This is a genomic window from Salinirubellus salinus, from assembly GCF_025231485.1.
Classification (GTDB): Archaea; Halobacteriota; Halobacteria; order Halobacteriales; family Haloarculaceae; genus Salinirubellus; species Salinirubellus salinus.
Map to the genome: position 1 here is coordinate 1868945 of NZ_CP104003.1, position 21059 is coordinate 1890003.

Here is a 21059-nt window from a genome sequence, read left to right on the forward strand (position 1 = left end):
CTGTGTCAACTTGAAACAATGTTGAATTTCAACAAGAAGACTGGTCTCAGCGTTCTCGCGGCGCTCATGCTTGTCATGTCCGTATTCTCGGGCGTGGGCATGGCCGCGATTGACAACGAGACCACAACGACAACAAGTACCTCTGACATCGTTCAGGGGACAGCAGTATCGATTAACAGCACATCAAGCGGCTCCTACACGCTTCAAGCAGACTCGCTGACCGCTGACGGTCAGTTTGAGATTCGGGACGCTAACGGGAACGTCCTGATCGTCGCTGACAACCTCACAGTAGTTGACAGCGCATCTGGGACGTACTCAGCGAGTATCAGCGACTCTGACCTGCGCCAGAACGTCAACCTTGACGACGGCACAGCAGCCAATCTGACGCTGGTGGCCATCGACGACACGACGCTGGACGACGCAAATCAGACTGAATCCAGCGTGACGTTCGACGTGACGGCTGACGACTTCAGCAGCCGCTCTGTGGACGCTAACTCCACGGGCGTCGATCTCGGTGACGAACCGACGGAAGTCCTCGGTCTCTCCTTTGGGGAGCAGGACGCAGAAGTGGACATCAACGGCGTTGCTGTTGACGGTAACACCAGCGAGGTTGTTATCGACACGTCTGACGCCGAACTCACGGACGCGCTTGCGCTTGAGGGCCTCGACAGCGAGAACCCGGTCATTGAGCAGTCTGCTAGTGTTGGCGGGGAGCACGTCCCGCTTTACTACGGGGCCGCTCCCGCTGACGAGGATGGCGCTCACGTCGTCGCTGACGGCGACGATTACGTGTTCGTCCCCGCTAGCGGTGCGAACTACACGTCTGGCGACACCGTTGACATCACGATCAGCAGCGAGGGCTTCGGTGTTCTCGACGCTGGTGACGTTGTTGACCTGTACGAGTCCGCTGACTACGGTTACACCGGATTCTTCAGCGATTACACGAGTAGCATGATCCCCGGCTTCGTCGGCGGATTCAGCCTCATCGGTGGCGCGTTCGTTCTCGTTCGCCGTCGCAACGTAGCGTAAAACCACACACTTCAAAATTATTAAACTATGTTAAGTGATACACTCGGAAGCAATCGCAGTAACGCACTATATCGTCTCACATTCTTCATCGGAAACGTCGCAACGGGATTCGTCCCGCTCGCAGCAGTGACCGCGCTCGGTTTTATCGCCGGGATCGTGTTCATGCTCGGTGACGTTCTCAAAGGCCTTGTAACGGACTCTGACGCCAGTCTGGGCGAGTCACAGTCCATGGGGCTGTGGATGTGGGGGATCGACATGACCGCGTGGATGCTGTTCGGGGATCGTGACTTCCCGTTCCTCCCCGACTTCTGAGACCGGCTCAGAAGCATTCCAGTCAGTATGTGACTCCGTAATCGTATAGGCACACAAACAACCTGTGCCGTCCTCTGGGCGGCCTCATTCTTGCTCCTCGTGGATTAGCACGTCATCACGTGCGCGTGTTGGGTTCGACTCCCAACAGGAGCCTCAGCGGCAAACCAATATTACAATGATTTCGCCGTACCCTGAGCCCGAGCAGGTCCGGTGTGGACGCATTGAATGTGAGGGTGAGACAGGTGAGTTCAGCAACCACCTCGACTCTCTCTGCATCCGATGCCCCGCCTGTGACCGTATTCTCTGGCTCGACTACAACACAACTCAATTAGAACAATGAATAGTAAACTCACAGCAGTCCTCTTCGCGGTCCTCATCGCTACAAGCGGTGTCGGTGTCGTGTCAGCGGACCACACCACCTCAGTCTTCGATGATCTTACCGAAGGCGACGGTGTGGTGGCGCAGACAGTCGCCGGTGTAGACGGTGTTAAAGACCGTCTCGTCCGCTCAGCCATGGACCGATTCGGGGACGACGACACAACAGTGACAGACTCGGCTTCAGCATTGAAGTCAGAAATAAACCAGAACTCAGACCTGTACCAGCAGCGTTTGAACACGAATATTGACGCCTCAACGACTCGTGACACCATTGAGGTCACGCATTGTCAGGATGGTAACAAGCAGGTGCAGTACGTTACCGCTGACGTTGTTGACGGATCGTACACCAATCTGAGCGTCGTTGACTCGACGAATCGAACCGCTGACGAATGGGTGTACCTTGAGGAGCCAGCCAGCGAGAACGTTGCTGACGAACTCCAGTCACTCCGCCAGTCCTACATTGGTAGCGGTGACGCTATCCCCCGGTCTGCGGCTGTCGGTCTCGGAGCCGAGTACAAGGGATCAGCGTCTACGAGTCTGATGGAGCACGACAAGCCAACGTGCGGTGAGAACTGATGGGTGTTCTCGACTACCTTGGTGACTCCTTTGGAACCGTCAAGGATTGGACCGTGGACGCCATCACGGACACGGCTGACCTCATCGTTGATGAAGCGGAAAACAGCATTAATTACGGGTCTGTGACGCCGTTGGAGCAGATGCGTGGGTCCGTTGTGATTGCGTCCCTTGCGATTGCGTCGTCGTTCGTGACGTTCGGCGCGACATTAGCCATCGCGGGAGTGATGGGCCTCACATTCTTGTGGGGATTAGGCCGATGGTTCTGGGGTCTCGGCGGCGAACTCAGGTGATTAATTGATGCGTTTCACACCGACACTCGTGGTTCTCATGCTTCTCATCTCTGGGTTAGCAGCCGTGGCTCCAGCCACCGCCGCCCCGGAACGCATCGACTTGGGTAGTGACCCACTCGGCGCAGACGACGCAATCACGCAGTATGAGGAAGACGGCTCCGTGAAGCAGAATCTGACCCGTTACGACATGAGTATCGGGTACATGGACGACGCCGAGACGCTGGACTGGTACGAACCAAGCACAGCGTCAGAACTCGGGAATGAATGGCTGACAGTGTGCTACAATGAGGACATTCCCCGTGAATACACGTTCATAGTTGACGATTCGTACTTCAACCCGGTAACTGAAGAAGCCGTAGAATCGCGTACAGGAGATGTGACGGCTGAATACGAGCCGACAGAAGGCCGGAACGGGACACGGGTCACAATGACGTTCAACGGGGCTGGATGTCACGCATTCCCGGTGTCGAACGCTGACTCGTTCGTATTCGGATACAGCGGTGACTTGAAGGAACGGGTTGAGAACTCGACTGGTTGGAGTCCAACCATCCCGGGCATCTCTGGTAGCCCTGACTGGAACCTGATTAAAGGCTCAACGCTTGATGACCGCACGAGCGTCGCCATCCCGATTACGCAGGAGAACGCAACAGTTCAGTATCGCGTGTATTCGGATGGTGAAACCCGGTGGCGGCCTGTTCCTGAGTCCAGTCAGGAATCGCATCCCGTCTACACGATGACTAAGGACGGGGACCCCGACACAACCTACGTTGTGAGCCGTACGTCGGAAGCACCTCAAGTCAGATGGATAGAGGGCACGCCCGGGGCTGGTTCATCCATCTCTTCGGCTATCGATGATATTCTGAGCGGTCTGCAGGACTTCATCGATGACTTGACACCAAATACACCCGGTTCGATGGTGATAGTTCATGCTTGAAATTGATGTTAATCCCACGACAATCCTGTTGGTATTGGTTCTCGGGGGTGCGGTGTTTTTTGCATTCGCATACCTCGCAGCAGCACTTTCACAGTTCATTTTCTTGTTCGGTGTCCTGATTATATTGGCCATCTCGTACGGTATCATCGTACGAATCAAGAAGCGACTCAGGGGGGATAGCCGCAACGGCGGCGGTGGTCTGTAATGGCGCTTGGACTTGGCGCATCGCTGGGGATCGCGTTGGTGGCCACGATTGGCATCATCGCTTTGTCCGTGATGTTCAACGACTCCATGAAATCGTTATATGATGTGCTCCGAACCGCCCGGGGTCTCGCGTATCTGGTTCTCGGTTCGTTGTCTGCTATCGTGTTTATCTCGACGGGGAACATGGCGCTCATGGTTCTCGGATTGATTCTCGTGTTCTTTCTTGTGACGTACTTCTTATTCGACTATTATTCGCCGTGGAGTGCGGCTTCACGGCGCTTCTAACACTTCTGACTGGTGTCTTCGGTGGGGTTCGATTCCCCGCAGAAGCCTCAATGAATACAAAATCAATCGAGGAGCAACTGCAACGAGCCTACGATATTTTGGCTCGTGCAGACGTTCCAGACGGTCTTGAATCGGACGCGAATGAAACGCTGAACGTTGTCGTGGCCGAGTTAGCGCGACGACGCTCGGAACGATCATACACACGTCACGTGTCAGCCGTTATTGCACGTGAGCACAGCCTGAAGCGACGGGGAAAACGTGACCAACCCCTGTGCAGGTGTCACGACAGCCTGTGCCCGCTCAGTCGTGGCCGCCTACCCCCACAGTTGCGCCCATCATCCTCATCGAATTTCGGGAAGAGCGACGCTGAAGACCTGATCGAATCCTATGAGGAAACCCATCCAGAAGCAGTCGTATTGCGCGAAGCACGTGAGGAATGGCAGGACGATCTCGCTGACATGGAACGACGACTCCGCGAAACAATCGCCCGCATCAAGTCACATCGAACACAGACAGGAGGTTCGGACAAGTATACAGCAGTTAACGGTGGTGCAGAATGACTGAAGAAACACCTGACCACGTTATCGGTGACGAGACACGAGCGGTTAGTGACAACGTTGCTTCGAACACCGAATCCGAGCAAGAGCAAAAGCGACGCATAGTAGTGAAGCGCGGTGTGAAAACCGTGTACGAATACCTGACGCTTGGACGGTATCGGTCTGCTGGTGTTATTTTGCGTGACCGGTTACTGCCCGCATTAGACATCGATGACGTGACGATTGAAGGCGCTGACGACGTGATTCGAGGATCAGAATTGGACTGGTATTACGATTCGGTGAAAGCGTTCCTCAGAGCACCAAACCAATACATTAGAGCAGCACCAGAACGTGGGGACACAATTCGTGAGAACGCGCTGGAGAACGCTGTGAACTCGGCACACGGATACGAGTCACCGAGTCGTAGAGCGCAGACAGTTGTAAAAGAAACCGCTCAGTCGGCCCACTCGGCTGCTATCGGGCAGGGGATTATTCCGCGAACTCTGGACCGTAGCAGTCGGGTAATGGGTCTCAGCGTCCAGATGGGTCTTCAACACACGAGTTGGACAATGGACATGCCTGACCCGGTGTCGATGTTCCGGGGTGAGAAGGACATGCCGTTCGTGCTTGCCGTCGGCGACACGAGTTCAGGTAAGTCTACGTTTGTCGCGAGAGCCGTTGAAGACCGCTACGAGGCCGGTCACAAAGTCCTCGACATTCATGACCGGAAGAAGCTTGAGAACGGTGTGTACGACATCGCACAACAACAGCAGACACTCCGGGAAGTCCGTCGGAAACTCGGCCTCCAGCCGGGGCTCGACGAACAAGACGACGAAGATGACCGGGAACTCGAAATATACGTGCCTATCTCGTCGAATCTGAAAGAGAAGAAGGTACTATACTACGAGGACGGAACGTGCCGTATCAAGCCGTTCGCTGTCGATGTCAGTAGCCTTCCCGACACACTTCTGAGCGCGTTCGCAGGCAACCTGACACAGAACCAGTCGGCTGAATGGAACAATCAACTCGAATTGATCGAAGGTGACTGGACGCTCGCCGATCTGGTGGAACGGATTGCTGAGGGAGACGCTGACGACACCGTTAAACAGGTTCTCATCACCCGGCTCAAGACGATGCAGTCGAACGGGTGGCTACGGGACGCTGACTCCGATTACTTGCTCGATTGGGAGAACATTTTCCGTGACACAGACACCATCACGTGCTTCAGCACGAGTTTGATGAAGGATGACCGGTCAAAGTACCGAGTCTTCCTATACCTGTTGAGCACGATTTACTCGGAGCGTGAGCAGAAGCAGGACGGCGCGTACGCCCCTGCTACCATCGTAATGAGAGAACTATCCCATATCGCACCATCCCGGACTAATCGGTCAAGTGACCCTGTTGAACAAGGACTCCAAGACCGAATCTCAGATAAAATGCGTAAGGTAGCGTCCGAATCCGGTCACGAACAAATGGAACTCGTGAGCGACACGCAGCATTGGAAACAAGTCGCTAAACGTGTTCGTGAACACTTGAACGTCGTTGTGATGTATCGGCTGGACTACACAGCCGCTGAAGACCCGTTCTCGGATAAGTTGGGGCGAGTCAAGCACAAATACATTCGGACAGTCACGCAACAAGAGACCGGCGAGGCAACTGTTATTGCCGACAATCAACGGATTCAGGGCGAAGGGAAGTCGTACCGGTTCGTGCAACCCGTGCAGATGGTGCCCCCGGCGTGTCATCACGTGGATCGAAAAGCGCAATACAATACTGGATGGCTCTGCCGTGACGCGTACACCGACGAATACTTGGACGAGATACCGTCTGATTGGCCGGTTGACGTTCCCCCACGGCTCCGTGTTGACGCTCCTGACATCGACGAACAGAATCAGCACGAAGGCATTGTCGCGTTCTTACGTGATTGTACGTCAATGGACGACAACGAGCGAGCCCCGAAAGAAGACATGCGTAAAGCGTATAGCGCGTTCGCTGAAGAGCACGGGTACGATCTGCACGAGTCATCTGACTCGTTCGGCCAATGGGTGGCTGAACTCGTCGACGTTGAAACTGGTTCTGGTGTCCGTGCCCGGCAGTCAGACCTGAATCGTTCACAAGACGACTATGACTCACAGCGTCCGTATGCCTATGGTGGCATCCGCTTGAATCAGAAAGGTCTGGATTACCTGAATCAGCAGTAGACTCCTTCTCACCGCGTTTTATTCGTTCTGCACCGGTGTTTTTCGGTGTTGACCCCTACACTTCACCCGATTATTCTGTCGCTTAGCTACGGTGCTGCCGTTCTTGTGTAACCAAGAGCTTCTGCAGGGTGATTACACAAGATTCTCAGAACTCGTGTTTCGCTCTTCGCGTACGCGCAGGCAGCCGGGCGTGTGTCTGTGGGTGGGTGTGCTCGAAGAAATATATCTAGAAGCTTGATTCGGGCGCACACTCCCCCGTGCGCGTGTATAGTTGGGTAGGTTACCTTACAGCCTTCATAGACTCATAGACAACCCGACGCCATCACGTGATTATTCGGGTAGACAAAGACACAGACAAATTAGACGAGTCGGTACTCGTCTCCAGCCGGTTCGATGACGCCCTCATCGTACACCAACTTCTTCAACACTCGGTCTCCGAATGGTTGCGGGTACTCCGCGCTCAGGTACTCGTGAACCCGTTTTCGTGGCGCTCCACCGTCGACACCATCGCGTAGATCGGAGCGGATTGTCTGCCTGAGTTCTTTCATTGCTTCTTCGCGGCTGACTGTTCCTTCTGTCGCGGCCTGATAGTGATACCGTGACAGCGTTGGGCGGCGCGTTCCCTCACGGAGCAACTCGCCTGTGGTGTTAGCGGCGTCGACTGCTACTTCATCCAAGTCGTCGGACATCAATCGCTCGCCCTGCACCGACACAACCCAAAGCGTCTCACCGTCAGCGTCCTCGATTTTCCCGGCTTCCACAACGACGCTTGACCGGGGACGACTCCGGTCTTCGCTTGAACGTGCTTGACGGAACCTCACCCGTGAGTATAGCCCGTACACGACACGGTACACCAGCGCCAGAACGACACCAGCACCGACACCGTACACGAGCGGGAACCCAATGATTGCGCCCACACCAGCAACTGACGCGATGATGACGACAGTCGCAACTGGTTTCACACCAGCACGAGCAAGTGCCGTAATCGATGCACGGGCACCGTACTCACTCACACGGGCTTGAACGTCGGGGACGCTACGGATGCCACGAACAATGACGACACCGACAATGACACCGACAGCGAGTAGTGCGACTACTTGACGAACCGTGGTGGCCGTCACGACATCGAGCAGTTTCTGGAGTGCGTCCAGAGACCCGATGACGTACACGAGAATGAACGGGATGGGAACAACCGCTATGAGTTTCAACACGAGCTGCTCCCGCTCGCTCAATTCCTCCTCGTATTCGTACAGCATGACTGCTGCGGCAACCAACACGAGCGCGATTAGCCACCAAAGGCCGTAAATCCATGATGCCACCGACACGTACACGGCCAGTACGAGTGCGAACACAGTGTCCACAAACGGGATACTCGTCGCTATCGAGAGAACGGTGTCCAGCACCTGACCGAGTGTGACACCTGTATCGGTGTTGAAGCCGATGTCGAACGTGACGACACCGACAACAGCGAGGTAACCGAACACAGCCGTCAGGATGGCCTCAAGTGCGAACTTACGCGACAGCCCCGAAAGTGATGGGATACCGGCGCCGATAGTCTGCTTGATGCCCCGGACCGCTGACGGTGACTCAACTTCTTCCTCACCGCGAGCCAGTCGCTTAATCCGTTCAGGACTGGCTTCATCCGGCGTGTAAACGACGGTCTTCCAACCACTCCAACTGACCAGTTGACTGTTGACAACGGCCTCCTGCAGTCTGCGTTCGGTGTCCAACACTTTCCGAGGGATACCCACGCTCATGAGAAGCACGAGAAGCATCCCGACAAGGCCGAGAACCAGCGCAAACACTTCAGAGTATTCAAGCCCGAGAACGGACTGAAGAGGCGGCATCATTCGGAATCACCGCCATCATCAGCGTAATCCCAGTCAGCCCGCTGGGTGGACGTGTTGATACCATCCTGCTTAACGCGCTTCATTTTTCTACCGAGACCATCTTCCGGCTTCAGGGACTCTGAAGCGTACAGCATCGCATCCTTGTACGCAGACAGGTACTGAGCCTCGAACTGCTCACTCGACGCGGCCAGCATCCCGTACAACGCGTTCAGAAGGAAACGGGACGGGTTAGCCGAACCATCTTCACGAGCGTAATCTGACGACGCCACGTACTCCAGAACGTCAGCAATCGCGTCAGCGTACAGGCTGATATCTTCATCGTACACGTGTTGCACGTCGACACCAGTCTCGTCAGCATGGTCTTGCACCATCTGCGAGAGTGACTCGTATTCGGCCCCGGGAACAGACGGCAGTTTGTGCGCTCGCACACCTTCACGCATCGGTTTCCGGGGAATGTCGTCAAGATTGAGTGCGCCGTACGCTTCGGATGGCGCATCCTTCACCCGTACACGTGTGTGGTCAGGGTCAGGGTCTTGAGCGGTGGCTTCGTCCTGAATGTCAGCGGTCAGCACGTCACCGGTGTCGTCCGTGACGTAATCCATGACGTAATCACCGGACTGGATGACTGGTGCCAGCATAATCTGCTTCAGACTGGCTGGTGTCATCGCCGCTCCGAGAGTGTCGGTGACGGTGAACAAGTTGTCTCCGAGGTTCTGACGAACGGGGGCGGCCATCCGCTCCGTAAGCCCCGGTCCTTCGGTTAAGCCCTCTTGGCGAAGCATCTGACGGGCCAACTCTTGGCGCACGACAGAACGTGCTTCTTCAATCGAGTCGGCTTCACCGAGTTTCTCCCTAAGTTCCTTGTTGCGGACGAGCGCAACCATGAGCAGAGTCACAGGAACACCGGCCATGACCGCTAACACGGCGAGGCCACCCGGCGTGAAAAACAGGGTCACGAGAAGCGTGAGAATCGTGCCTGTAAGCGCCGACAACGGACTGATGATGAACTTAATCCATGCGACACCGCGCTCAATCCACGTGTCCACAATCTCTTGCTCTGTCGCGTAATCAGACAGGGGTTGGACGACAAGAGTCTCCCAATGCTGACTGGCGTTCGTTGTCTCCTCGTACTCAGACGCCGGGACGTGTGCGAGGTCAGCACCCGATACGCGGACTCTGCCGACGTATGTGGTGGTTTGTGGGCCACCATCCACTTGCACGTTGGCGGGCTTTTCCACGACACCAACCGGGGACGTGCTATTATTCTGCGTCCACGGCGGTGACTCGCCCACTAATGCCCATTCTTGCCATTCAGCGAGTTGCCGGGCTTCGGTGTCAGTCATGTTATTGACGTTGCTGGACTGCCGCCCCCAGTTATTGACCGCATCAATCTGTTCATCACTCAGCGTGTCTGGAGACTGCTGAGTAGCCCACAGAATCCATTTCTTGTTGGGTTCACTCGTGACGTTGACATCGCCGACGGATTGGCGGACCGTCCACCGGATCGTGTACGTCCCAGACTGACCGCTGCTGTCGAGAACGTACTGACCGATGTCAGGGTCATAACGGACGCTGGCACCGTCTTGTTCAACTTGAACACCGAGTACGCGACTGGAGTCGAAATTAGTCGGTTCTATGTATTGCACCGGACCACGAACCTCGTATATTGTCCCGTTCTGGGATTGCGTGGTTTGGACTTGGCTACTGACGTAGTGCGGCTGCCGGATGTCCAGTTGCGCCGCTTGTGTTTGATTTGCTTGCTGTGCGACTGCCATCCCCATCGGCATTGACACCGCTGAGAAGACGAGAATAAAAGCGAGAAATGCTTTTGCTACATGATTCATGATTTATCACCTGTTTGTTCATCGAACTGTTCTGAAACCTCTTCGTCGAACGACTCCACCGTATCTGACGGCATCGAACCGGGGCGTTCCCCGTCGACGCGGGCCGCTTGCTGAACCGCCTGCTCACGGCTCAGTCCCGCTGACTGCATCAAGCGGAGAGCCACGTCCAAGCGCCGGTACATCTGCTCATCAACGTCCTTCGCAAGCTCTTCCGAACGAGCCTGCTGCTTCTGATACTTCCGCATCAACTCAGGCATCTGCACATCGGTCATCACCGAGTAATCGGCCCGGATGTTACCCACCATTTTACGCGGGATTAGGGACGGGTACGTGGCTTCACGGTCTATGTCACGGCTTGTAGGCCGCGTTTCCAGACCGTCAGTTAATGTGACGTACAGGTCACCAAGCGTGTCTGTCCGCACAACAGCGGTGCGGCCACCCGGGAGGTAGTCACGAGCCGGGGCATCACCAGAGTCACCACTTCGATGCAGTTTGGCTCTGATGTCCCGCTTACTCCCGAACACGTCACGGATACGTAACTTGTCGAGTTCACCGCGAACATTGACGCTCGTACCCGGTTCAAACACGAACCCGTCTTCGTCAGGGCCGTCAGCGTTCACCTCTACCTCAGCGGCAGAGTCGGCTTCACCGTACCTGACGCTTGCAGTTTCACCCGTGAACAAGATACTCCAATCCAACTCACGGATTCGGTTGAACGCGCTTTCCCGGCCTTTCTGGAACGCCATAATCACCGCCGCAATCCCGAACGTAACCGCCAAGAGCGGTGTCGTCGGAAAGAGTTGGGACGTGTACAGCCCGAATCCGAGAACGAGCGTGATGAGGACCCCTGTAATCGCGGCTCTGCGTGGCGTTGACGGTTTCAGACGCTCAATCAGCCCGGGTTTTGATGGGTCATCCCACGAGTGCGGATCGGTGTCAGACCCGTCACCACTCCCGAACGTGACCGGTAGTTTATCAAGCAGACTCATTCCGAATCACCCGTTCGTTTGTGGTGGCGGCGATGATCCGAATACTCGGCCAGCATCGCAAACCCGACAAGAGCGATGAACACTCCCACGCTCATGACGACGAACCCGGCCAGTAACCCGCTAATTGTGAGACCAGTCACTACCGCGCTCATCATTCAGAATCACCCCGAAGACGGGACCCACATTTCTGACAGACTTGTGCCTGTTGTTTCTCGTGTTCGATACGATCTTCAAGGCCGTGAGCGTCCGCACTCGCCGCTGTAAGCGGCTCAGTACGAACTGTGTAGCACTCATCGCAAACAATATCGTAGCGTCCTAATCCATGATACAGGACGTGTTTGCTGCGGCTATTCACTCTTTGAGACATACTAATACAGTTGAAAATCAGGTATCAGGCCGTTTAAACGACTCTCCGATAAACTGAATCAATACACGGGCGCATCATCGATTCCGTCAAACCCACGGTGAGACACGTACAACGCTAACGCGTACATCAGCATCTGAACCTCGGATTCTGTCGCGCCTTCCCTCAATCCAGAAGACGCGTACCCTGAGAATAGAAGCACGAGTTCATCAGGCAGTTCCGACGGCGGTGTTCTTTCATGACCAACGTAGTCACCAATCGCGGTAGCCGTTCGGGCAACTGTGTCGGGTTCATAGTCTTCTGCTCGTTCCTGAACTGCATCCACGACTGCGCGTTCAAGCGCGAAGGCAGCCCGGCTTGGGACATCAATCTGTTGCATAGTCGTAACTACGGTGTCAAACAAGATAAGAAGCTGGAAAAACGGAAGTAAAGCGCCTACTGAACCGGATTAGAGTCTGTGGAGAATGAGGTGACGCGCCGACATCAACGCGATTACCTCGGACGAATAATGCAGATGAACTTGCTCACCCGCACCCCAGTCGTCTAAATACACCATCGCCGCCGAACCATCAGTTCGCACGCTCACAAACACGTGAATTTTGGTTTCCGGGTTAGTGTACATCATACCAATCGATGAGTCATAAACCGTCACTTCGTCTTTCGCGTACGAGCCGATCTCGTCGTCGAACGCTTCCATAGTCGTCTTGACTTTCTGCTGAATTTGAGTCGTCATAGTTGTGTTGTGGGCCATTCCGGCCCGAGCTAAAATATAGATAGAACACCTGAAACCGGGTTTATTCGTCGTCCACGTACTCGAAGCGGATTTCGTCGCACGTAGGCCATCCACGCGGAGTCGTCACGAGATTCTGCTTAATCGTGTACCATGCTTCGTCTCGTGCCATCTCCATACCCTCACGAACAACGGCTTCAAAATCGTCGTCTTCAGGGTCTTCAGAACCGTGTTCAAGAGTCGCTTGACGGGCTTCGTCCCAGCGAACACCGTGCGAAAAGTGAGTTGGGAGTTTACGCGTCTGGACTAAGTTATCGATACGAATCCGAGTCCAGCCACGCGTGTGAAGACCGGTTTCTTGTGTGGTGAGTTTAACCGTCTCTGCCGGGTTGTCGTCGCACCACGTCACGTACTTCGCCAAGTCCTCGTAGCGCCCGTACTTGTGTGGGTTATCCCATTTTTGTCGGAACGCTTCACGGAGCGCGGAGAGTGAGATTTCAATTGTTTGCGGTTCTTCGTCTTTGGAGTTTGTCTTTTGACTCATCCTATCATAATATAGATGTTTGATTAACTTATACCTTGCCCGCTTACGCAAGGCCGTTGTAACCGGGTTCCCAACATCTGCAGGCAGCCCGAGCAGCCCCGGACCGGCCGTTAAGTATCAACCACGAGTATGTTAGGATGCGTCCGGGAGTCACCGGATGCCACCCTACAAGTTCACCCTACGGAGAAGGAATCCCAATCACAAGCTCAAACCCGAACCGGCGGTGCAAATGCAAACCGCCACCAAGCTCACCAGAATAGGATTGTTGTTGTGGTTTTTGCGGCGCCGGGGATCATTACCCCGGCATCGGTCTTCTCGGAACTACCTCAGAGAGACTTTACTCTGAGAAATGTACGTAACCGAGATACTGTGACAGATGCCGAGAGAGTCCATACTGTTCTCCGTGACGGATTCAGAAGCACACTCCACGGAACAAAACGCATCCCGTGATACTGGTCTGTTCGACGCAGAGCGCCGCGTTACAGCGTAAATCATCAACGGTAGTTCCTTCTCACAAAACGAACACCTCACTCCCCATCACCCACGGTCACTTCTTCGAGTGCTTCCGATACACGGCCATCATCGGCTTCACGGTCCAGATACCAGTCACGGCGCTCATCGTCTTTCCAGATGTTCATCAACGTCTGCCGAGTGACGTTTCGCGTGTCACGAGCAACAGACCGATACGAATCCCCATCATCGATACGTTCGATGGCATCACACATATCGACGAACCCTGTCTCTCCATCGTCGTAATCCGGGGACATGTTCGGTGCGAGATAACCTTCGACTCGAACGAATCCAGCAGGAACTTGCCCAAGCCACTTCCCCTCTTTTCGGGCGCGACGAAGCCCTGCGCGGGTACGGCGAATTAGTGAGCGACGTTCTTCAGCGGCGACTGCCGCGATGATGTCCGCGATGAGTCTTCCGTGACCATCGGGTTCAATCGTACGCACAGACCCATTAACGACGTGGATAGTCACGGCGTGGTCTTCACACACGTCGAAGAACTGTTGTGCGAGCAGTCCGCGTCGGGCAATCCGACTAATTTCCCAGACGATTACGTCGGTGTAGTCGTCGTTCTCGATCTCGTCGATGAGTTGCTGGAAGTCTGAGCGACTGGCCGACGCGCCGGAGGCTTGGTCTGCGTAAATGGCCACGTCACCGAAGTCGAGTTCGCGTTGGTTGAGCCATTCTTCGATGTCGTCTCGTTGGTGTTGTTCTTCTTGTTCTGCTGTTGAGCGGCGAATGTATGTCGCGTATTCTTTGGTGTCTTCTGTCATGATTTTCGAGTTCAGGAGTGAGTTTGAGTCGGGTAGCTTACCACCAGAGACTGTAATAAACCACGGTAGTCGTTTGCAGTTCTGTAAGCTGTTGCCCAATCGCTCACACCCCCTTACTGGAAAATCAGGTATCCTATCGGAAAAGCAACGTTTACCGAACACGGAACAGGTGGAGCTGTAACCCGTGTTTGGTAAGAATCTCAGAACTCCGACTTCCACCCCCGGAACTCGTGAATGAAGGAGATCGAGAACGACACCGAACACATGGTTCTGACCTGCCCCAAATGTGACGGCCAACTCAACGAACTAAGCGTCGACGGCCCACCCGGAACAACCGTGTTCAATGAAGTCATGAAACTGACTGCTTCCAAAACACTACGAATACAAGCAGTCTGTGAGGCATGTGACGAAGTAGTCGAACGTGAAGTCACCATAGACCCCTACCGCGAAATCAAGAACTGGACCGACAATCAGGACCGCCACTCCGGCTCCTCATAAAGCGCCAACGAGCGCACAATGTCACCAATACGTCCAGCGTCGTCCGCCCGCAAGAACGCATCACGCTTGTCTTCACACCGTGAGCGCGGGCACACCCACGTACTATCCACGTCGTCGCCGAAGAACTGCCAATCCGCCACATCCCGCTCAACAGCACGGCCACACACCGCACACCGCACCGCTTTCTCCGTCGGGTCTGAGAACACGTTCCGATTAGGTTGTTCACCAAAATGCTTCTCCCACACCGTCCGCTCACTCATCTGAATCACCCACGGAAAGATGCTCATCCTGCTCCTGAATATTCTCCATCACCTCCTCAGAATATTCACGGTACTCAACCAACGGGTCAAACACTTCGAATCCGAGATACGTGTAGTGATCGATGCGCTCGTACTCATCGGCTTTAATCGCATCATCCACCAATAACCGCCAGTTCAACATCTCATACAGAACCGAGTGTGAGAGTGACACCAATCCGGCCACAGACAACACAATCTCGGACGCGGTATCCCGGTCATACATGCTGTTCTCAGCGATCTCGTCAACCATCTCCTCATACTTCAGCGGCATCTCGTCCAGCACCTCATGGTAATTCCCATCCCCATCATCCTCCCACAGACGCACGTGACTGGTATCCAAGGCCTCAACCCATTCTCTAAAATCGCTCATATCACCTGTAAATCAGGTGTCAACCCTTTTACGTCACTCCCCGTCCTGCGGAATCCCTGCCGCTTCGAGTGACTCAGCCAAACTACCAAACTTCCGAATGAACGTCTCAACTTCCGCGTTCGTCAATCTATCCGGTCCCTTCAAATCCGCTGTTTTCGGTACTGGGTCATCCATCCCGTAATCCCGTTTAAGTTCATACACACGCCACAATTCCGAGATAAGTTCCTGCTCAGAATACCCCTCACCCGGGTAATCTGTTGACTGCTCCAACCCCGCCTCATCAAGAACCCCACCCCACGACGACACCCCAAGAACACTTTCTGCCGTACCCACCGCATACGCTCCGTACTCGATATACTCAGGTGTGCTCACCGTACCACCACCAACAACCCGGTTCACACGCCTGACATCGGTAACGATCTCATTCCCGTCCACATCCGGCTCACGCTTCGACGTTATCCCGGCAGCGTCCAATGACCCAAACCACGAACCGTAACGATGAACAAACGCTTCACCAACACGATCCAACTGCTCCTCAGACCCGTTCAAAGCACCCAAAAGCTCGTTAAGAGTTGGTGTTGAGTTTTCCCGTTCAACGTAGTCAATGATGAAGAAGATCAGGTCTGACGAATCAACACCATTCGCTCGTTCAGCGTCGAGAACTTCAGCTTCCACAAGGTATTCGTCCCAACCGGTCAGTATGTCGTCGTCGAGAAGGTCCCCGTGAGCGTGCTCGTAATCGACTGAGCTTGGTAACCGTCCTTTCTCAACAACAAACCCACGTATCCACTTGACGATAGAATCGTCCATACTACTGCTGTTAGTCCCACCTGCTTGACTCTCTGGGTCTCTACAAGAGAAAATACACGCTTCAACCCCCGGTAGTCAACCCGAATAATTCCCGGCACAGAACACCTTCTTACCCGGTTTTAGAAAAACACGAAAGAACAAACACCCGATTTCGAGCGCGAGACCCACCCCAAGACCGCAGCCGTGAACCCACGGTTCACAGGCTTACGCGACACACACGACTTCGAACTTGGAGTCGAAGTCGTTCCAGTTCAAACGGTGGCAATCCTCATCCTCCAGCGGACGGCCACACGACGGACAAACTTCCATACTGTACTAATAAATCAGGTATCAGACTTATTAACACCCACGCTGTTGTGCGGTTCCCACGTGTTTGGTAAGAATCTCAGAACTCCGACTTCCACCCCCGGAACTCGTGAATAAAGTAACCACACACCGACTTGTTTGATAAGACTATGCCACACCCACACACCTCCGTAGAAACCGAACGCATCAACCCCGAGTCGAACTGGACCTCTTACACCGAATCCCAAGCCGCCAAACCCACCAACCGTTACGTCTACACCGACTGGCTCGATACCCACCACAAATACGTTCTTCAACAGTACCAACGTCACCCGGACACCCTCCAAGTAGAACGCAGCGACGGAGAAGAAGCACCGAGCGGGCGGCCCGGAATCGATCTCGAATACTACGGCAGAATCATCTACAACCTACGCAAGCAGAACACACGCTTCCACGACTCAGTAACAGCCGGTGATCTCGTAGACGTAGAACAGAAAGCCGCAAAAGACCCTCACGGAACCTACGAACTATACAAGCATCAGCACGACTCCCTGCGACTCTTCAACGGATACTACTTGTTCACGATGTACCGACAACCCCAACCCGGCGTCTATGTTGTTCCATGGCATCGCCCCATATCCGCCCACCGTCTCGACGAACTACTAGAGCTGAACTGGAACCGGACAACTCACCCAACCTTTGGCCGGTGTAAAAGAGCATCCCTCACGGCCACCAAGCTCAGACGACGACTCTCTCGTACACCTTTATCATGCTCCCGCAACCAGTCCAGATTAATCCGAGGCTCATCATATGTCTGAAACAGACTCACTCTCCCCACTTGGCGAAGAGGTCAAAGAAATACTCACCGACTGTGTTGACGGACTGAACGAACAACTCTCCCTCCGAGACCTTGAAGCCGTCCTGAGCGGTGATAAAGACGACTTACAATCCAGCGATCTCGGGAGCAAACCCGAAACCTACGCTGAAAACAACCTAATCTATCCTCTACTCGAAATCATGGGGTTAGCGTACACCGAACAACCCTACGGTGGCGGAAGTCACGCCGAAGACGAACGGGACATCGTATGGCCCGACTTCGAACTCGACACCATTGACGAGTACACAATCGGTGAGAACAAACCGTTCAACAACATCCAGAACGCGCACAAGGAAACCCTCCAATATCTTGACCGGCGTTCCATCGGCGCGGATTACGCTATCGCTACGGACGGATTCACGTGGTGGCTCTACAAAGTTGAGCAATCCGGTGACCGGACAAGCTTCCCACGCATCAAAACAGTCGAACTGAGAGAGTTGCTTCGGCAGATAGCCCTGAACAAACGGTACATTGAGACCAGTACGCTCACGGAACCAGACATCGACGGAACCATCGAAGAGTTCGTCGAATTATTCGAGCACGACGCCTTCCAACACTACACCTCTCAGACCGCACCCATCGAACTCCGAGACAGTCGAGAGGCCGACGTTGAAGAGTTCTACCAACTCTACATTGAGTACCTGTTCGGCGAATCCGATGAGCACGACGAACCCACTTGCCTAATGGACGACATTCGCTCCCCACGAGGAGCGAACGAGCACGATGAACGGAAGTTCGCGATCACTCTTATGAACCGCCTCCTGTTCATCAAATTCCTCGAAAAGAAGGAAGTCATACCACCAGAAACCCTTATCGGGAGAGTTCGCTCATACGAGTCTGAGGACTTCACCGGTAACTTCTACGACACCCAAATCAAACCGCTGTTTTACGATCTGTTCAACAAGGAAGTCCCAGAACGCGAATCAAAGCATCAGAGCGGATGGTTCGAACAAATACCGTACTTGAACGGTGGTCTGTTTCGTCCAAATATAGACGATGAGGAACGCTACCAACTGGAAGACAGAACACTCCCTGACATCATCCGCAACTTAATCGAAGGCCACAGACTGAGTGACCCAGACGGAACCATTGACCCCAGTATTCTCGGGTCTGTATTCGAGCGAACAATCAACCATATCGGGGGTGAGTTCGGGACACAGAAAGACATCGGCGCATACTACACGCCGGGTGACGTAACCGAGCTAATCACTCAACAAGTCGTAGACCCGAAAGCCCGCGATGTAATCATTGACTCGTACGCCGAAGACTATGACGACACCGTTCGCGGACGAATGGAAGACCTCGAACTCGGTGAAATACTCCGCCGTGTAGAAGACGGAGAAGGATGGTTCGGTGACGCAGACGGAACTCGTCGTGCCTATGACCGGCTCGGAGACCTCCGAGTCGTAGACCCTGCCTGCGGGTCTGGTCACTTCCTCACCACCGTCATGGAAGAGATACAGCGCATCAGACGCGGCCTGCTGCGCGGCCTGAACCGTGGCGAAGACCCGGACCCAGAAACCGAGTACGAATCCAAGCGCGAACTCGCACTTAACAGCATCTTCGGCGTCGACGTGGACCCCATCGGTGTCGAGATCGCCCGCCTGCGCGTGTGGCTCAAAATAGTTGAGGACGACTGGGACGAATCCTTTGGACGCCTTCCAAACATCGAACTCAACGTCGTGTCTGGGAACAGCCTAATCGGCTTACCCACAGAACAGACCGGTCAGACTTCGGTATCAGTCTGGGATGATAGACTCGACGAACTCGTAGAGGTCAGAAAGCAGTACAAGCAAGAAAACCCTGATGTAGAGAAGCAAGACGTTCTCAACCGGTTAGAAGAGCTAAGAGACGAGCTTGATGAAGAGTATCTACAACGACTCACCCAAACCGTAGACACCTCAGTCGAGACCGCGAACGAGTGGGCAGAATTACTCAACGGTGTGAACGGAAGCACTCTCCACCCAACAATCACCTCTGTGAAACTGAAGCGTGACGACGAAGAAGCATTTTCTGACTCGGAAAAAGAACGACTGAGCAGTCTCGGATTCAGCGCACACACCTACTCTGCACGACTCAACATCGAACGCCGTCACGACAACTTACGGGACGGGAAAGCAACACAGTCACACGCCGAAATCACCGAACAAATCACCGACGAACTCACCGAACTCATTGAAGGGAACTACTGGTTCGAAGAAGTCGAACGCCAACCCCTACAGTATGACCTCGACAACATTCTCGGTGACCCCTTTCATTGGATCGTCGAATTCCCCGAAGTCGCCAAAGAACAAGAAGACGGGAACGGCCACACAATCGAGTTCGACATCGTACTCGGAAATCCCCCGTACGGCGACATTATGCGAGACTCCGAGAAGACACTTGCCTCCCATTACACCACCGGTGACATCAACGACGTATCAGCCCCGTTCGTTGAACGACAAATACGCTTACTCGGCGACGGCGGTCACTTCGGAAACATCACAACCTTAGGTCTCGTCTACTCCAGCAACCTCCAAGACCTCCACGACTTCGTGCGCGAGAACATCGAACAAATGGACATCGCCTGCTTCGCTCACCGCCCGCAACAAGTATTCCCGAACGCCATCGTCCGCGTCGCCATCATGACCGGACAAAAAACAACCCCTGAAAACGGTGGCACAATCCAGACCTCAAAATTCCTCCAGTTCGACGTTGAGAACCGGAAAGAAGTGTTCGAGGGCATTACCTACCTCCCCGTTGAAGGACTCGAACTCCGCGAACGAATCGGTGGCTCAGACCGCAGCTACGAAGTCCTCCCGAAAGTCGGAGACGAAGAAGTGAAAGGAATGCTCGAATCTCTGGAGTCACACTCCGATCTCATCATCGGAGAGACCGAGTCCGACACCGAAACCGACTACCCGGTGTACCGACGCCGTGGTGGCGGCTACTGGCTCAACGCCGTTCCCGAAAACATTCACGGTGACGTGACCACAATCGAAGAACTCTACTTCGACACCGAGCTTGAGCAGCAGACCGTGTTCCTCATCGTGAACTCGTCCCTGTTCTACGTCTACTGGATCGCGTACGCAGACTTCCGACACCTCAACACCGGCCACATTCGACGCTTCCCAATCCCACCCGTCGAAGAATTACGCGAGTACGAAGACGAAATACTGGACGTAGCTGACCGTGTCTGGACCCGAATGGAAGACGTTCACGCTGGTGGCACCCGTGACCAGTTCGACATGCCTGCGGTCAAACCCCTTATCGATGAGGCCGACGAGCTTCTGAGCCAAATCTACGATACCACCGAAGACCAACTCGAATACGTGCAAAACTACAACTCTCAGTACGGGCGTCGCTCCACCGGCTCCACCGAACTCAGCGAATACTAAACCCTTCTTTACTCACTCAGCGTACACTTTCTCACCCATCAAATACTGACCGTCAAAATTTGAACTTCAAACCTGAGCCTCAAACAACACTTCAAAAACCCTATAAATTTGAAGTCAAACCCGGGAACGTCAATAAATACAGTCTTACACCCCGTTAGAAAACCCTGTAAGAACACAGAAGCGAGGAACACCAC

Annotated in this window: 19 protein-coding genes; 10 read left to right on the top strand and 9 right to left on the bottom strand. The window is 54.3% G+C overall.

The annotated features are described in order from the left end of the window. The first annotated feature begins 18 nt into the window (after positions 1-18). From N0B31_RS10200 to N0B31_RS10230, 7 genes are all read left to right on the top strand, one after another. Positions 19-1029, top strand: coding sequence for a hypothetical protein (locus tag N0B31_RS10200; RefSeq protein WP_260643760.1), 1011 nt, complete (start codon positions 19-21; stop codon positions 1027-1029). 126 nt (positions 1030-1155) lie between these two features. Then, entirely contained in the window at positions 1156-1341 is a 186-nt protein-coding gene (locus tag N0B31_RS10205) for a hypothetical protein (protein WP_260643761.1), read from the top strand. A gap of 336 nt (positions 1342-1677) precedes the next feature. Next, positions 1678-2295, top strand: coding sequence for a hypothetical protein (locus N0B31_RS10210; protein WP_260643762.1), 618 nt, complete (start codon positions 1678-1680; stop codon positions 2293-2295). Further along, on the top strand, positions 2295-2585 hold the full coding sequence (locus N0B31_RS10215) for a hypothetical protein (protein WP_260643763.1): 291 nt from the start codon (positions 2295-2297) through the stop codon (positions 2583-2585). Before N0B31_RS10210 ends, N0B31_RS10215 begins: the two co-directional genes overlap by 1 nt. Before the next feature lie 7 nt (positions 2586-2592). Beyond that, on the top strand, positions 2593-3519 hold the full coding sequence (locus N0B31_RS10220) for a hypothetical protein (protein WP_260643764.1): 927 nt from the start codon (positions 2593-2595) through the stop codon (positions 3517-3519). Positions 3520-3723: 204 nt separating this feature from the next. Then, on the top strand, positions 3724-4008 hold the full coding sequence (locus N0B31_RS10225) for a hypothetical protein (protein WP_260643765.1): 285 nt from the start codon (positions 3724-3726) through the stop codon (positions 4006-4008). 556 nt (positions 4009-4564) lie between these two features. After that, positions 4565-6745 carry a hypothetical protein gene (locus N0B31_RS10230; RefSeq protein WP_260643766.1) on the top strand — a complete coding sequence of 727 codons (2181 nt, stop codon included), beginning with the start codon at positions 4565-4567 and terminating at the stop codon, positions 6743-6745. A 359-nt stretch (positions 6746-7104) separates the two neighbouring features. Here the strand turns inward: N0B31_RS10230 and N0B31_RS10235 are convergent, their stop codons facing one another. The 7 genes from N0B31_RS10235 to N0B31_RS10265 all read right to left on the bottom strand — a co-directional run bounded on the left by N0B31_RS10235 (position 7105) and on the right by N0B31_RS10265 (position 14349). Next, a complete protein-coding gene (locus N0B31_RS10235) occupies positions 7105-8595 on the bottom strand; it encodes a hypothetical protein (protein ID WP_260643767.1) in 1491 nt (496 codons plus the stop codon). After that, positions 8592-10439: a hypothetical protein gene (locus N0B31_RS10240; RefSeq protein ID WP_260643768.1), complete on the bottom strand. Its 1848-nt coding sequence runs from the start codon at positions 10437-10439 to the stop codon at positions 8592-8594. The genes N0B31_RS10235 and N0B31_RS10240 overlap by 4 nt, the downstream gene beginning before the upstream one ends. Continuing rightward, a complete protein-coding gene (locus N0B31_RS10245) occupies positions 10436-11428 on the bottom strand; it encodes a hypothetical protein (protein ID WP_260643769.1) in 993 nt (330 codons plus the stop codon). The genes N0B31_RS10240 and N0B31_RS10245 overlap by 4 nt, the downstream gene beginning before the upstream one ends. A gap of 425 nt (positions 11429-11853) precedes the next feature. Then, the gene (locus tag N0B31_RS10250) at positions 11854-12171 is read right to left on the bottom strand and encodes a hypothetical protein (RefSeq protein ID WP_260643770.1); all 318 of its coding nucleotides are present in this window, start codon (positions 12169-12171) and stop codon (positions 11854-11856) included. 69 nt (positions 12172-12240) lie between these two features. Continuing rightward, complete coding sequence (locus tag N0B31_RS10255; RefSeq protein WP_260643771.1) at positions 12241-12489, bottom strand: hypothetical protein; 249 nt, start codon at positions 12487-12489, stop codon at positions 12241-12243. A 97-nt stretch (positions 12490-12586) separates the two neighbouring features. Next, a complete protein-coding gene (locus N0B31_RS10260; RefSeq protein ID WP_260643772.1) occupies positions 12587-13066 on the bottom strand; it encodes a hypothetical protein in 480 nt (159 codons plus the stop codon). Positions 13067-13593: 527 nt separating this feature from the next. Then, a complete protein-coding gene (locus tag N0B31_RS10265) occupies positions 13594-14349 on the bottom strand; it encodes a recombinase family protein (RefSeq protein ID WP_260643773.1) in 756 nt (251 codons plus the stop codon). 234 nt (positions 14350-14583) lie between these two features. Here N0B31_RS10265 and N0B31_RS10270 point away from each other — a divergent pair, with 234 nt between their 5' ends. Further along, positions 14584-14847: a hypothetical protein gene (locus tag N0B31_RS10270; RefSeq protein WP_260643774.1), complete on the top strand. Its 264-nt coding sequence runs from the start codon at positions 14584-14586 to the stop codon at positions 14845-14847. 252 nt (positions 14848-15099) lie between these two features. Here the strand turns inward: N0B31_RS10270 and N0B31_RS10275 are convergent, their stop codons facing one another. Then, complete coding sequence (locus N0B31_RS10275; protein WP_260643775.1) at positions 15100-15516, bottom strand: hypothetical protein; 417 nt, start codon at positions 15514-15516, stop codon at positions 15100-15102. A gap of 33 nt (positions 15517-15549) precedes the next feature. After that, positions 15550-16326, bottom strand: a complete 777-nt coding sequence (locus tag N0B31_RS10280; protein WP_260643776.1) for a hypothetical protein — start codon at positions 16324-16326, stop codon at positions 15550-15552. A gap of 455 nt (positions 16327-16781) precedes the next feature. Here N0B31_RS10280 and N0B31_RS22725 point away from each other — a divergent pair, with 455 nt between their 5' ends. Both N0B31_RS22725 and N0B31_RS10285 read left to right on the top strand, forming a co-directional pair. Continuing rightward, complete coding sequence (locus tag N0B31_RS22725) at positions 16782-17429, top strand: PD-(D/E)XK family putative nuclease (protein WP_380627521.1); 648 nt, start codon at positions 16782-16784, stop codon at positions 17427-17429. Further along, positions 17422-20865: an Eco57I restriction-modification methylase domain-containing protein gene (locus N0B31_RS10285; RefSeq protein ID WP_260643777.1), complete on the top strand. Its 3444-nt coding sequence runs from the start codon at positions 17422-17424 to the stop codon at positions 20863-20865. Before N0B31_RS22725 ends, N0B31_RS10285 begins: the two co-directional genes overlap by 8 nt. The last annotated feature ends 194 nt before the right edge of the window (positions 20866-21059 follow it).